The sequence below is a fragment of the Nocardia abscessus genome (assembly GCF_015477775.1).
Classification (GTDB): domain Bacteria; phylum Actinomycetota; class Actinomycetes; order Mycobacteriales; family Mycobacteriaceae; genus Nocardia; species Nocardia abscessus_A.
Map to the genome: position 1 here is coordinate 36,592 of NZ_JADLQO010000007.1, position 14,659 is coordinate 51,250.

Below are 14,659 nucleotides of genomic sequence, written 5' to 3' on the forward strand. Positions count from 1 at the left end.
GGTCACACCTTCGCCGTGGGCCGGGCCCATTGACGACGCACCCGAACCATGTTCTCCCCCAGGTCGGCCGCCAAGGCCACGAGCAGTTTTCGGTCCGCATCGAACGTATCAGCCTTGTCCACGGCCGCGCGGTGCGGCTCGCCGTACAGCACCGGCCGCTCGCGATTGGCCGCGGCGACGCGCTGGAGTTCGCGCGCGTACCCGGAGACCGTAGCGGTCGACGTGGGGTCGATCTGGGGGCTGAGCAGCATCAGCGCATCACGAATGTCGACCATCATCGCCTGACGCCGCTCCATGATGGCCGCCAGCGGCTCCCGGACACGAAACCCGGGCATCCGCCGTTCGGGAAGGAACCGGGTGATCACGCCGACCGCGAAACGCCACAGCCGCCACAGCAACAGAACGTCACGCAAGGCCCCGAGACCGAGGACCACAGCTCGGACGCGCATCACCAAGCCATACCAGGACACACCCAAGAGGAAGACGAGCTGCCCGAGATAGACCTCCCACCGCCCCAGCACGACGAGCGCTCGCGGTGGCCGCGCCGACGCCGCGTAGTACCCGAGCTGGACCGTGAAGGTCACGGTGGCGGCGAGCATCAACACCGCGCCTATCGCCGCGAGCATGATTCCGTGCGCCGGCGTCCCCGACAGCAATCGCATATATGCGAAGCAGTAGAAAACGATCAGCATCCCCGTCGGCAACGTGATCAGCTTCTCCCCGAGATTGAACCCGACCACGGCCGGGTCGGCGAATCCATAGGGCTTCGCGTCGGGGCCCGCGACGACAGCGCAGACGGCCAGGACGACGAACGACGCGACCAGCGGAATACCGAGGGCGAACAGGATTTTCCTCGTCTGCGCGGTGCGCCGTGAGGCCAGCACGAAGAACGCTACGACGCACACCTTGGACCCGATCAGCAGAACGGTGCCGACGAATTCGTATCCCATCGCGGTCAGCAACCACGGGTCGGACCGGTCCTGCACGTACTCGCCGAAGGCATATCCCGATGCGAGGAAGAAGAAAGCCCCCACCACCGCGAGCAGAGCGACGTCCTTGTTCCTGCGGTACTGACTCGCCTTCCAGAGCATGGCCGCGGCGAATGCCGCGATGAGCCAGCCGTGCGGAATGTAGATCACAGCCAGCCCATTCTCTCCTGCAGCGGCAGCGACCAATCCTCGGCCCGCTGTAGGGGACGGAGCGCACGTTGCCGATCGAGCACCTTGCCCACCTGATACGCCCACCGCGCGAGCAGGTTCGCCGTGTACTCCGCCTCCCATTCCATCTTCGGCGACATCGCCGAATGGCGATGCACGCTTTCGGCCTCGTAGTGTCCGGCGATGATATGGCCGAACTCGTGCCCGATCCCGTGGTCCTGATGCCACGCGGGCGTCGCCTTCTGATACGCGATGACATAGGTGTCCGGCGGCGACGAGAGCTTCAGCGTGATCGCGAAGAAGCAATCGACCGGCAGCAATCTCTCCTGCAGAAGCACCGTAGCGCCGGTGAATTCGCAATAGCGCTCGATCAGCTGGCGCATGGTCAGCAATTCGCGCACCTGCATGCGTTGCAGCAGTAGCCGGGTGCGATGTTCGACCGCACGCACCGTCGCAGGGTTCGGGACGAAGCCGGTTCCTCCGTCTCGCGCGCTTCCGGCGTACTCCGCCGTGTCGTCCATTGCGCGTCTCGCGCGCCCGCGCCATACGGAACCCATCAGACGTCACACTCCGCAACCCGCCCCACCGCCCGACCCTCGGCAACCGGTCTGTCGAACAGCACGAAAACGATGCCGAGCGCCGCGCCTGACCGATCATCGTGGTCAGAGAACCCCCGTGCCCGGCCGGTTCGGCGTTCAAAGTACCATCACCGCCGCCGAACAGCATCGATTCGAATCACACTGGGAAGGCATGGCGTTCGCGTCGGCTTGCTCGGTTCGCCGAGCAGTGGCGCGAGGCGGCGGATCAGCGTTCGGCCGGGGCGTTCGCGGCGCGGAGAGCGGACAGGCCATCCCGATACGTCGGGTAGGCCGGGGACCAGCCGAGTTCGCGCTCGGCCTTGCCGGCGTCCAGCCGGATACGGCTGCCCACCAGCAGGGCGTGCAGATAGGGCGTCGCCCGCAGCAGCCACCCAGGGATACGGCGCGGGGGCGGGGCATCGGCCACGGCCGCGAGAGTATCGAGGTAGTCGCCCATTTCGACCGGCTCCCGGTCGGCGATGTTGTATGCCTCACCGGGACGGCCGCGCGTCAAGGCCGCGAGCGTCGCGGAGGCGGCGTCGGCGATGTGGATCGGGTGCAGTGTTCCGGGTTTGCGCGGTACCGGCAGCCTGCGGCGGCGCAGGCTGTCCATCATCCCGCAGGTCGCCGGTTCCGGCCCGTAGAACAGGCCGTAGCGCAGTGCGACGCCGCCGTATCCGAGCACCTGTTCCTCGTTGGATCGCAGCGAGCGCATATGGGTCTCGAAGGGGCCGTGACCGGAGGGCGCGAAAGGATGGTCCTCGCTCAGCGGAGCGGGGCCGTGGTCACACCAGCCGTAACCGAGGAAGAACGACTGTGTCACGAATTGCCGAGCACCGACGGTCTCCGCCGCTCGCAGCAGATTGCGGGTGCCCTTGTCGCGCAGCTCATCGGTGGCATACAGGTCCCGATGCCGAGTCGGCGTCCGGGTGAGCGCGGTGGCCTGGTGGACCACCGCGTCCGCACGCAGACCCGCGACGGCGGTGCGTAGCGCACCGGCGTCCAGGATGTCCGCGACCACCGGACGGACACCGGACTCGGCGAGGCGCCCGGCGCCGGCGGGGGTTCGGGTGAGGCCGAGCACGGTATGGCCGGCCGAGCGCAGCTGAGGGATCAGAGCGGAGCTGAGCGTGCCGGTCGCGCCGGCGAGCAGGATTTTCACGGTTTCACCTCGAGATCGTGGCGGCTGTCTTGCGTGTACGCAGTTCACGCAGGCGGATGACGAGGCCGACGGTGGCGATCGCCGAGAACAGCAGCAGCAGCCAAGTATCGGAGGCATGCCCGCCGCCCTCGTCGACGGCGTGGTTCGCCGCGTGCAGGGTGTTGGTGACAACGAACCCGCCCAACACCACGGACACGACATCGCGCCACGCCAAGGCGGCGATCATCATCAGCCCGATCCCGATCTGGAAGACGCCGGCGTCGTGCAGGAAATGTTCGTGCTCGGGCCAGTTGGCCCATTCGGCGAAACCGGCCGGGTCGATGCGGCACCAGATTCCGATACCCAGCATCGATGCCGCTGCCACCACCGTGACGACAGTGACCGAGCGATTCATGGTTGCCTCCTTCTCATGCCGCGAACGCCGCACTGAACTGGAGACGAGGCAGGCCGCAGGGATGTGATGGGTGGTCGCGTGTGATCTGAGCGACAGGTCACCGCGCGGAAGAACTCGCGGACGTCGCCGACCGATCGGAAGACGGTGGCGGTGGGCGTCGGCCCGAGGGCTGAGCAGCATCATGGCCGGCAGTCATGCTCGGAGTCTGGCCTGATCAGCCACGACGCATCCTCATTCGGCCGAGCGGACGGACCCGCCGGGGTTGTCGACGAACGGCCCGCAGAGCGCGTCGCGGATCGTCTCGCGTACCCAGCGCTGTGCCGGGTCGGCATCGAGCCGAGCGTGCCAGAGCAGTCGCACTTCGACTTCCGGTAGGTCCGCGGAGATGGGAAACCAGCGAATGCCGAGGGTCCGGCCGTACTGTTCGGCGAGGCGCTGCGGCACGAGTCCGACATACCGGCTGGAGGAGACCAGCAGCGCCGCGACGGCGAAGGTCGGAACGACGGCGGCGACGTGGCGTTGCAGGCCCACCGCGTCGAGGGCATCGTCGAGTGGTCCGCGCGCGCGTCCACGGCGGGAGGCCGAGATGTGGGGATGCCCGCACAGCTGCCGCAAGGTCGGGCGGCGGTGCCTGCCCAGCGCGCTGTCGGCGCGGACGATGCCGACCATCCGTTCGCGATACAGCGCGGCCGTCCGGATATCGGGAGCCGCGACGTCGCCGACGCCGATGTCGAGATCGACCGAGCCGTCGCGGAGGGCCTCGGCGCTTTCGCTGCCCTCTGTCACGAAGCGCAGGACCACGCCGGGTGCGACGGCAGCCGTGGCTTCCACCGCCGCCGTCGCCAGCGTCGCCGCCACGCCGTCGTTGATGCGAATCGTGAAGGTGCGCTCGAGTTCGGCGATCGCGAGCTCGCGGTCGGCGCTGATCAGTGCCGACGCTTCATCGAGCAGTGACCGCACGCGCGGCGCGGTGCGCAGCGCGAACGGCGTCGGAGCCATTCCCCGACCGGCACGCACCAGGATCGGGTCGTTCATCGCTCGACGCAACCGGCCCAGCGCGCGGCTGGTCGCGGGGATCGACAGATGCAGGCGCTCGGATGCCGCCGTGACACTCCCTTCCTGGAGCAGCGCGTCGAACACGCGCAGCAGATTCAGGTCGAGCTGCTCGGGCATAGTTGCATCGTACGCAAGTTATGATTGCCGAAGTTGCGTGGCACGGAGGAGAACGAGGTAAATACCGTCGGGGCCATGCCATTCACTGTCCTGACTCGTGATCGTGCTCCGTCGTCACGCGATCTCTCACCCCGTCGCGCCACACAGGGCGGCCTGCTCGCACTCATGTGTGCCTGCGTCGTGCTCGTCGTGGGGATGGTGGCCGCGATCAACCTCGCCGTCCCGATGCTCGCCGCGAGCGCACTGCACCCGTCCGCGTCGGCGCTGGTCTGGATCGTCGACACCTATGTGATCGTCTTCGCCTGCCTGGTCATCCCAGGCGGAGCCGCCGGCGATCGCCTCGGGCGCAAGGGAGTTCTGCTGGTCGGCCTGACGCTTTTCGCGGTGGGCGCGCTGATCTCGGCGAGCGCGCCGAACGTCGCCCTGCTCCTGGCGGGCCGTGCGATCACCGGTGTCGGCGCTGCCGCCGTGCTGCCCAATACGCTTTCCGTCCTGCTGCACGCCGTCCCCGCCGAACGCAAAGGTGCGACGATCGCCACCTGGGCGTCGATGACGGGCATCGGCGGAGTCATCGGCAACGTCGGCGGTGGGGCGATCCTGGCGGGCGGATCGTGGCGTTGGCTGTTCGCCGCCGCCGTGCCGATCGCGCTGGTTCTCGCCGCGCTCGTGGTAGGTGTCGCCCCGGTGTCGCCGCGCCATGACCGCCGCCTGGATCCACTCGGCGCGGCGCTGCTCGTCGGTGCGTCGGTCGCGCTGCTGCTGGGCATCGTCCAGGGGCCGGAAACGGGCTGGAGCAGCGCGGTCGTCATCGCCGGATTCGTCTGCGCCGCTGTGCTGTTCATCATCTGGACGGTCGTCGAACTGAAAATCGAGCATCCCCTGCTCGATCCCCGGTTGTTCCGGCTGCCTGGCCTGCGCAGCGCCTGTCTGGGCATGACGACAGTCTTCTTCGGCATGTTCGCGCTGTTCTATGTCAACGCGTCGTTCCTGCAGTACGGCAGGGGATTCGGCGTGCTGGCGACCGGGCTCGGCATCGTCCCGGTGACCGTCCCGATCATTCTCGGCGCTCGGCACGTCGGACGCCTGTCACAGCGCATCGGCCTCGACGCGACCGTCGGACTGGCATTCGGGTTCGTCGGCTGCGGGCTGCTCGGACTGTCCACGAGCGGCACGCAGACGCCCTACCTCGCATACGCCGCATGGCTTACCGTGACCGGAATCGGTGTGACGCTGGCGCTACCGACGCTGTCCGGAGCCATCGCCGGTTCGCTGCCGCCCGATCAGGCCGGGGTCGGAGCCGGATTGCAGGCCACTACCCGCGAATTCGGCAGCGCCTTGGGTGTCGCCGTCATCGGCACGGTGCTCACCGCGCGGTTCGTCGCCGCGCTACCGCCGGACATCCGCGCGGGACACGACCCGCACACGGTGGCCCAAGCCCTTGCCGCCACCGCACCTGACCGCGCCCACGATGTCGTCACCGCGTTCGTCTCGGGCACAGAGGCCGGGCTGCGGGTGATCGGCGTGACCGTGCTCGTGCTCGGTGGACTCGTCGTACTGCAGTCGCTGCTGTCCCGGCGTGCGAAGGCGTCCTCACCTGATACAGCCGATCACACGGGCTGACGCGCCGGGTGCGACCAGCCACGGTTTCCGGCGCGGATGCGAGACCGTGGCTGCTGATAGCACTGGTGCGCGAATTACCGATGCCGTTGCCCGCCAACGGTAATTCGAGTGCGGTCCGGAGTGCTCGTCACCAGACTTACCAGGATGCAGACGCGTAGTGTCACCGAGTTGATCGAATATCTGGCCACCGGTGAGCGAGTGAAATATCTGCCGTTCTGGGGGCACCAGCCGCGCAAGGACGGGACGATCGGAGCCAGATGCCTGAGCCAGTGGTGGCCCGCGGAGTTCACTGTCGACGGAACGACCTTCGAATCGGCCGAGCACTACATGATGTGGAGAAAGGCGATGTTGTTCGGTGATTTGGCCATCGCAGAGCAAGTGCTGGGAGCCGAGCACCCGAGTGAGGCGAAGTCGTTGGGGCGAAGGATCACGGGATTCGATGAAACCCTGTGGGAGACGCACCGCTAGATCGTGACCGCCGGAAGCATCGCCAAGTTCGGCCAACACGACGAGCTCCGCCGCTTCCTGCTGAATACCAATGACCGCGTGCTCATCGAAGCCAGTCCGGTCGACCGGGTCTGGGGTGTCGGCCTGACCGCCGACGATCCACGCATCGAAGATCCGGCCCAATGGCAGGGATTGAATCTTCAGCCGAGCGTGTGGAAGAACTCGCGGATGTCGCCGATCAGCAGGTCCGGCGTCTCGAGCGCCGGGAAATGCCCGCCGGAGTAGAACTCCGACCAGTGGGTGATGGCGTGTGCCCGCTCGGCGAAGCGGCGGATGGCGTAGTCGCCGTCCTTGAATACCGCCACGCCGGTCGGCACGGTGCCCTTCGGCTTCGGGGCGAACATGGTCGCATCGTGAAAGCGCTCGTAGTAGAGGTTCGCGACGCTGCGGGCGGTGTCGGTGAACCAGTAGATGCTCACCGTGGTCAGCAGGCGATCGATGTCGACGGCCTGTTCGGGCAGGTCGTGCGACTGATCGGTCCACTCGCGGTACTTCTCCACAATCCAGCCGAGCTGGCCGGCCGGGGAATCGGCGAGCAACTGGGCGATGGTGTTCGGGCGTGAGCCCTTCAGATTCATGTAGGCCGAGCCGTCGTCCTGGAACTTCTTCATCGCGCCGAGCCGAACCCTTTCCGCGTCGGTGAGCGCGGCCATATCGGCGGGGTCACCGGTGGGAAACGTGACCAGCGCGTTGACGTGCACGCCGAGTACGTGCTCGGCGTCGATCCGTCCCAGGGCCGGGGCGATGAAGGCGCCGTGGTCGCCGCCCTGCACGCCGTAGCGGTCGTAGCCGAGGCGGGCCATGAGTTCGGCGAGCACCGCGGCGATCCGGCCGTCGTTCCAGCCGGGCTCGGTGATCGGGCCGGAGAAACCGTGACCGGGCAGCGAGGGGATGACCAGGTGGAAGGCCGGCGCGTCGGGGACGCCGTGCGCGGCCGGGTCGATGAGCGGGCCGATCACATCGCGGAAGTCGGCCACCGAACTGGGCCAGCCGTGCAGCAGCAACAACGGGGTGGCGTCATCCTGGGCCGAGCGCACGTGCAGGAAGTGCACGTTCTGTCCGGCGATGGTGGTGCAGGACTGCGGATAGGCGTTCAGCTCCGCCTCCGCCGCGCGCCAGTCGAACTTCTCGGCCCAGTAGCCGGCCAGGCCCTTCAGGTAGGCAGTCGGCACACCACGTTTCCAGCCGGTGCCGGGCAGATCATCGATCCAACGGGTGCGGGCCACGCGCAGGCGCAGATCGTCCAGGTCAGCCTGCGGAATGTCGATACGAAAGGGGCGAATCTCGGTGCTCGTCATGCCATAGATATTTCGGGTAAAGAGGGGCCCCGCGAATCACGACAATTCGTTATTTCGCAGGCAGCCCCCTCGGCACCGAACCCGCGAGTGGCACCTCACTGCGGCATCGGCCGAGAAGAACTCTCCGTGGTGCACCACTCGCGGCTGGCGCCGAGGGCGCGGTACGGGCATGATCGCGCCGTGGTCAGCCTTCCCGTATGCGGCGCCTTCGTGGGGCGGGCCGCCGAACTCGCGGCATTGCAGGACGCCTATCGGGATCCGGCGGTTCATACCGTGCTGGTCGGCGGTGAAGCGGGCATCGGCAAGTCTCGGCTGGTCGCGGAGTTCACGACGCGGCTCGGCGCCCGCACGGCGGTATTGTCCGGACGGTGTCCGGAGTTCGGCGCGAGGGGGCTGCCGTTCACTCCGTTCGTGGCGGTCATGCGCGCGCTGCTGCGCGAGCAGGGCGTGGAGGGACTCGCGGCGCTGCTTCCGAAATCCGAACCCGCGCTGGGGCGCTGGCTTCCCGAACTGGCCGCGCGGACGGGCGCGGCGGAGCCCGAAACCGACCGGATCCGGTTGTTCGGCGAGATCCTGACCGTGCTGGAACAGTTCTCGATGACCAAACCCCTGGTGGTGGTGCTGGAAGATCTGCATTGGGCCGACGAGGCCGGCCTGGAACTGCTCGCTTTCCTGGTGGCCAACCTCGCCCGGGAAGATTTGTTCTTGGTCGGCACCTACCGGCCTGCCGATTCCGGACCGCTGCGCAAGCTGGTCGCGGGTCTGCGCCGCGACCAAGGTGTCCTCCTGCTGACTCCGCCGCCGCTGACCAGGCACGAGGTGGGCAGGCAGCTGGCCGCGCTACGCGGCCGGGAGCCGGAAGCGGGGACGATCGCGCGAGTCTTCGAACGCAGCAAGGGCATTCCGCTGTTCGTCGAGGCACTCGGTCCCGCACCCGGGGCCACGCCCGCCGAGCTGTCGGAGCTTCTGCTCGGGTATCTGTCCGACCTGCCCGAGCAGGCCGCATCGGTGTTGCGGCTCGCGGCGGCGGCCGGGTCACCGGTGCGGCACTCCCTGCTGGCCGCCGCCTCCGATCTCGCCGAGGATGCGCTCACCGCAGCCTTGCACAAGCTGGTCGATCAGCGGCTACTGACGCCCACCGGCACCGGCTACGAGTTCCGGCACGTCCTCATCCGCGATGCCGTCTATGACGACCTACTGCCGGCGGAACGAAAAGGACTGCACACCAGACTTTCCCGCGCATTGCTCGCGTGCCGTAACCGCGATCAGGATCACTGCCCCAACGGGGAGCTGGCATACCACGCGTACGCCGCCGGTGAGTTTGCGCTGGCACTGGAGGCCGCGTGGGATGCGGCCGCGGACGCGGAAAGCATCGGCGCACAACGCGTCCAGGTGCGACACCTGGACCAGGTGCTCGAACTGTGGGATCGAGTGCCGGAAGCGGCGAGCCGAGTGGACGCCGACCGGATCGATGTCGTGGAAGCAGTCGTGGCGGCGTGCTATCGCGGCGGCGTTGTCGAGCGCGGGATCACCGCGGCCGACGAGGCGCTGGCGGCCATCGATGCGGCGACCGACCCGGAGCGCGCCGCCCGGCTGCATCACTACCGCGCCGGATTGCGCAATCAGAGCAGCGGCGGCGGCGAAGACGACCTGCTCGCGGCGCTGGCATACCTCCCGCCGGACCGGCCGACCCTGCTGCGCGGCGAGGTGCTGGCCGAACTCGCCGCGGCGCGCGTGTTCAGCGGTGCGACGGCTGCCGCCGAGAACGATGCACGCGCCGCCGTCGAGGTGGCCGAGCAGCTCGGGGCCGGGCCGCTGACCGCGCGCGCCTACGCATATCTCGGGCTGGCCACCGCGGATCGCAGGGAAGTCGCCGTGGCGCATTTCGAACGGGCGCACGCCGCTGCGAAGGCCGCTGGGGATCCGGGGACGCTGCTGACGGTGGTGCTGTGGGAGTCGGCGCTGCTGGTGTCGGCAGGCGCCTACGAGGCCGCCGTCGCCGCGATCCAGCAGGGGCTCCGGGCCGCCCACGAGACCTATCGATTCGCCGAGGCCGCACCGATCCTGCTGGTCAAATGGGCTCAGGCGCTCACCGCCCTCGGTCGCTGGAACCAGGCACTCGATCTCATCGATGAATCGCTGACCGAGCGGTTACCGCCGTTGAGCACCGCCGCGCTGCTGCTGTGCCATGCCAGGATCATGCTGGCGCGCGGCGACGCGGACGCCGCGGCGACGAGCGCGGCGACCGCACAGCCCTTGCTCGGAGATCGCCGCTGGGCCAGGCAGTACCAGATCCAGCTGCACACCGTGCAATCCGAGATCGCGCGCGCGGCAGGCAACCCGCGGCGCGCCGCCGAGATCGGCGCGGCCACGCTGGCCGCCGACGATCTGGCCGCGCACCATCACGAGGGGTGGGCGCTGGCCGACGCGGTCGCCCGAACGCGTTGCGCTCCGATGGTTCTCGGCTCCGTCACCGCCAAGCTGCCGGTGATCACCGCGGTCGACGCCGCATACCGGGATTCCTGCCACGCGGTGCGCAGTGGCCGTGCCGCCGACTGGGCCGCGGCGGTGTCTTCCTGGCGCACCCTGCGACAGCCGTACGAGCTGGCGCGCAGCCTGCTCGAAGCCGGGGAAGCGGAACTTGCCGCGGGCGATCGCGCGGCAGCGCGCGACGCACTGCGATCCGTTCTCGAGCTGGCGGACGAATTGGCGGCGGCACCACTCGCCCAGCAAGCAAGGCAGCTCGCCGACCGCGCCGGGATCGTGCTCGCCGAACCCGGGGACCGGCCGGCCGCGGCCCAGCCCGCGAGCACCGCGGGCCTCACCCCGCGAGAGCTCGACGTGCTGCGGCTGGTGTCAACGGGCGCGAGCAACCGCCAGATCGCGGCCGAGCTGTTCATCAGCGCCAACACCGCGGGCGTGCACATCTCGCGCATCCTCACCAAGCTCGGCGCGTCCAGCCGCACCGAGGCGGCGGCGACCGCGCGGAAACGCGGATTGCTGGAGTCCGAGGGATGACCCCCGTGGAATACCGCTCCGACACCCGGCGACCGATCCGTAAGATACAGTAGGTCGAACATGTCTCGAAAGGACGGGCTGATGCGGTCGACCTTGCTGTCCCGGCGCGATCTCGATTTCCTGCTCTACGAGTGGCTGGACGTCGAGGGGCTCACCAAGCGCGAGCGGTATGCTGAGCACTCGCGGGAGACCTTCGACGCCGTGCTCGACCTCAGCGAGCAGCTGGCCACCAAGTACTTCGCGCCGCACAACAAGCTCAACGACGCCAACGAACCCACCTTCGACGGCGAACGGGTGACCATCATCCCGGAGGTCGGGCAAGCCCTGGCCGCCTTCGCCAAGGCGGGACTGCCCTCGGCCGCAATGGATTACGAACTCGGCGGCGCACAGCTGCCCGCGACCGTCGCGCAGGCGAGCTATGCCTGGTTCCAGGCGGCCAACCCGGGCACCGCGGGCTACCCGTTCCTCACCGTGGCCAACGCGAATCTGCTCATCGCCCATGGTCCGGAGCATGTCGAGAAATTCGTCGAGCCCATGCTCGCGGGCCGCTTCTTCGGCACCATGTGCCTGTCGGAGCCCCAGGCCGGTTCGTCGCTGGCCGACATCGTCACCCGCGCCGAACCGCAGGGTGACGGCACGTACCGCCTGTTCGGCACCAAGATGTGGATCTCGGGCGGCGATCACGAACTCGGCGAGAACATCGTGCACCTGGTGCTGGCCAAGATTCCCGGCGGACCGGCGGGCACCAAGGGCATCTCGCTGTTCGTCGTGCCCCGGTTCCTGGTCGGCGACGACGGCACGATCGGCGAACGCAACGACGTCGCGCTGGCCGGGCTCAACCACAAGATGGGCTTCCGCGGCACGGTCAACACCGTGCTGAATTTCGGCGAGGGCCGCTGGACGCCGGGTGGCGCGCCCGGCGCGGTCGGCTACCTGGTGGGCGAGCAGCATCGCGGGTTGACCTACATGTTCCACATGATGAACGAGGCGCGCATCGGCGTCGGCCTGGTCGCCACCGCGCTCGGCTACACCGGATACCTCGAGTCGCTCGACTACGCCCGCACGCGCACGCAGGGCCGCGCCAAGCTCCCCGCCGACCCGTCCGCGCCGCAGCGGCCGATCATCGAGCACGCCGACGTGAAGCGCATGTTGCTGGCGCAGAAGTCCTATGCCGAAGGCGCCTTGGCGCTGGTGCTCTACTGCGCGCGGCTGGTCGACGAACAGCGCACCGCCGACTCCGAAGACGACCGCCGCGCGATCACCCTGCTACTGGACATCCTGACCCCGATCGCCAAGAGCTGGCCCTCGCAGTGGTGCCTGGAGGCCAACAGCCTCGCGATCCAGGTGCTCGGCGGCTACGGCTACACCCGCGAATACAACGTCGAGCAGCACTACCGGGACAACCGGCTCAACCCGATCCACGAGGGCACGCACGGCATTCAGGGCTTGGACCTGCTGGGACGCAAGGTGACCCAGCAGGGTGGCGCCAGCTTGCTCGCGCTCGGGTCCAGGGTCGACGCCACCGTCACCGCTGCGCGGGCGGCGGGCGGCGAGGCCGCCGAACTCGCCGCACAACTGGATTCGGCGTGGCGGCGACTGGTCGAGGTGACCGCGGGGCTGTTCGCCTCCGGCGACATCGAGGCCGCGCTGGCCAACAGCTCGGTGTATCTGGAAGCGTTCGGGCACACCGTCCTGGCCTGGATCTGGCTGGAACAGTTCCGCGCCGCCGCGGACCGTACCGGCGATTTCTACGACGGCAAGCGACACGCGGCCCGATACTTCTACCGTTTCGAATTGCCCAAGACCGCACCGGCACTGGATCTGCTCGCCAGGCTGGACACGACTACCCTGCAGATGCAGGACGCCTGGTTCTGAACACAGCCCGTTTCGATACACCTTACCGAAGATGTATCATTCCGCGGTGATCGATTCCAGTCAGCGGACCACCCGCCCTCCCGGCCGACCGGCCTCCGCGACCAGGGAACAGGTCATCGAGCTCGCGCGCCGGGCGTTCCTGGCCGGTGAGCGCGTGGACATCCAGGCGATCGCCGGACAGCTCGGGCTCAGCCGCGCGTCGGTCTACCGCTGGTTCGGCTCCCGCGACGGGGTGCTCGGTGCGGTCCTGGCCGGGGAGTTCGAGGCGCTGCTCACCCGCGCCGACGCCCGCCGCCGCTCCACCGGCGCGCGCCGCATCCTGGACGTGCTGTACCGGGCGAACCGCTGGATGACCGACAACGAACCGTTCCGGCGCTACTTCGAGAACGAGCCGCTGTCCGGGTTGCGCATCCTGACCGCGAGCGACGGCCCGGTGCAACCGTTGGTCGTCGGCACGGTCCGGGAGCTGATCGTCCGTGCCACGGAGGAGGACGGCTACGACCCGCCGCTGGAACCGGCGCTGCTGGCCTACGCGCTGGTCCGGCTCGGCGAGGCGTTCCTGTACAACGACAACGTCGCGGGCATCCGCGGCGACGTCGACCGGCTGCACGAGGTCCAGGCGGCGCTGCTGGGCATCCCCGAGGCGATCACGCCGTGACCGGGGCGCGGCTGCACGAGCGTTTTCCCGAGCTGGCCGACACGCTGCCGTTCGTCCGCCTCGGCACCGCTCCGACGCCGGTACGCCGCTGCGACCTCGGCACCACGGCCGACCTGTGGTGCAAGGACGAGAGCGGATACGGCGACGGCGGATGGGGCGGCAACAAGGTCCGCAAGCTGGAATGGCTGCTGCCGGAGGCGCGGCGACGCGGTGCGCGCACCATCCTCACGGTCGGCGGCACCGGAACCAACTGGGGACTCGCCACCGCCTTGTACGGCCGCGCCCACGGCATCGATACCACGCTCGCCCTGGTCGACCAGCCGGTCGACGACCATGTGCGCGCGCAGCTGCGGCGACTGGAGAACTCCGGCGCCACTTTGTATTTCACGCACAGCAAACTGCGCACGATCCTCGCGGCGCCGTGGCTGTATCTGCGCCGCATCCGCGCGGGCAAGCGCCCGTACCTCCTGCCCGCGGGCGGGTCCTCGCCGGTCGGCGCCCTGGGCTACGTCGAGGCGGCGTGTGAACTCGCGGCGCAGGTCGCCGCGGGTGAACTCCCCGAACCACAGCACATCGTCACCGCCGTCGGATCCGGCGGAACCGCCGCCGGTCTCGCACTCGGCCTGCGGCTGGCCGGGCTGCGCACGCGCGTCGTCGGCGTCGTCGTCAACGACGCGCTCCCCCTCGACGCGAAGCACGTCGTCCGCCTCGCCGGACGGACCGAGCACCTGCTGCGCGCCCGCGGAGCGCGTTTCGCGCCGATCGAGCTGCGGCCCGAGGACGTCACGATGACCACCGATTGGCTCGGCCCCGGCTACGGCCACACCACGCCCGCCGCCCGGGAAGCCGAGCAGCGCGCCGAAGAGGCCGGACTGCACCTGGAGACCGTCTACACCGCCAAAGCGCTCGCCGCGCTGCTGTCGCTGGACGAGGCAGGCGTCTTCGGCGCGGGGCCGGTGGTGTTCCTCAATACTTACGGTCCGCGACCGTAGATACGCACCGCACAGGCCGCGCGGCCCCGTTTTCGAATCGCTGTGATCGAAATTCGGCCGCCCGGGTCCCACGTGGCGTATTGGCCGGACCGCCGCGCATATCGCCAGGTCGGGCCGCGAAGCGCCCGGCGCAATAACATCCCCTGATTTTTCTCGGCGCCGACGCGGGCAAATGCGCGACCCCACCCCCGTTATCGTCGCTATTCGTGCAGGTCAGCGACAGTAAG

General features: G+C 68.8%; 11 protein-coding genes and 1 pseudogene. 6 read left to right on the forward strand and 6 right to left on the reverse strand.

Features of this window, described 5'->3' with window-relative positions; translation table 11 throughout:
* Positions 1-2: 2 nt before the first annotated feature.
* From IU450_RS19195 to IU450_RS19215, 5 genes are all read right to left on the reverse strand, one after another.
* Positions 3-1,139: a hypothetical protein gene (locus tag IU450_RS19195; RefSeq protein WP_195151135.1), complete on the reverse strand. Its 1,137-nt coding sequence runs from the start codon at positions 1,137-1,139 to the stop codon at positions 3-5.
* Positions 1,136-1,564, reverse strand: coding sequence for a hypothetical protein (locus IU450_RS19200; RefSeq protein ID WP_195151136.1), 429 nt, complete (start codon positions 1,562-1,564; stop codon positions 1,136-1,138). The genes IU450_RS19195 and IU450_RS19200 overlap by 4 nt, the downstream gene beginning before the upstream one ends.
* A 397-nt stretch (positions 1,565-1,961) precedes the next feature.
* Positions 1,962-2,897, reverse strand: coding sequence for an NAD-dependent epimerase/dehydratase family protein (locus IU450_RS19205; protein ID WP_195151137.1), 936 nt, complete (start codon positions 2,895-2,897; stop codon positions 1,962-1,964).
* Positions 2,898-2,901: 4 nt separating this feature from the next.
* Positions 2,902-3,291 carry a hypothetical protein gene (locus tag IU450_RS19210; RefSeq protein ID WP_195151138.1) on the reverse strand — a complete coding sequence of 130 codons (390 nt, stop codon included), beginning with the start codon at positions 3,289-3,291 and terminating at the stop codon, positions 2,902-2,904.
* Positions 3,292-3,522: 231 nt separating this feature from the next.
* Positions 3,523-4,464 (reverse strand): LysR family transcriptional regulator, encoded by a 942-nt coding sequence (locus IU450_RS19215; RefSeq protein ID WP_195151139.1) that lies wholly within the window; start codon positions 4,462-4,464, stop codon positions 3,523-3,525.
* A gap of 75 nt (positions 4,465-4,539) precedes the next feature.
* Between IU450_RS19215 and IU450_RS19220 the strand changes: the two genes are divergently transcribed.
* Together IU450_RS19220 and IU450_RS19225 are read left to right on the forward strand one after the other, a co-directional pair.
* Positions 4,540-6,084, forward strand: a complete 1,545-nt coding sequence (locus IU450_RS19220; protein WP_195151140.1) for an MFS transporter — start codon at positions 4,540-4,542, stop codon at positions 6,082-6,084.
* A 144-nt stretch (positions 6,085-6,228) separates the two neighbouring features.
* Positions 6,229-6,816, forward strand: a pseudogene (locus IU450_RS19225) (NADAR family protein).
* Here IU450_RS19225 and IU450_RS19230 read toward each other — a convergent pair.
* Positions 6,732-7,889, reverse strand: a complete 1,158-nt coding sequence (locus tag IU450_RS19230; protein WP_195151141.1) for an epoxide hydrolase family protein — start codon at positions 7,887-7,889, stop codon at positions 6,732-6,734. The pseudogene IU450_RS19225 and the gene IU450_RS19230 overlap by 85 nt on opposite strands.
* Positions 7,890-8,069: 180 nt before the next feature.
* Between IU450_RS19230 and IU450_RS19235 the strand changes: the two genes are divergently transcribed.
* The 4 genes from IU450_RS19235 (at position 8,070) to IU450_RS19250 (ending at position 14,432) form a co-directional block, all read left to right on the forward strand.
* Entirely contained in the window at positions 8,070-10,907 is a 2,838-nt protein-coding gene (locus IU450_RS19235; protein WP_195151142.1) for a helix-turn-helix transcriptional regulator, read from the forward strand.
* An 81-nt stretch (positions 10,908-10,988) separates the two neighbouring features.
* Positions 10,989-12,782 (forward strand): acyl-CoA dehydrogenase, encoded by a 1,794-nt coding sequence (locus IU450_RS19240; RefSeq protein WP_195151143.1) that lies wholly within the window; start codon positions 10,989-10,991, stop codon positions 12,780-12,782.
* 46 nt (positions 12,783-12,828) lie between these two features.
* Positions 12,829-13,440, forward strand: coding sequence for a QsdR family transcriptional regulator (locus IU450_RS19245; RefSeq protein WP_324197730.1), 612 nt, complete (start codon positions 12,829-12,831; stop codon positions 13,438-13,440).
* Complete coding sequence (locus IU450_RS19250; protein ID WP_195151145.1) at positions 13,437-14,432, forward strand: 1-aminocyclopropane-1-carboxylate deaminase/D-cysteine desulfhydrase; 996 nt, start codon at positions 13,437-13,439, stop codon at positions 14,430-14,432. Before IU450_RS19245 ends, IU450_RS19250 begins: the two co-directional genes overlap by 4 nt.
* Positions 14,433-14,659 lie beyond the last annotated feature (227 nt).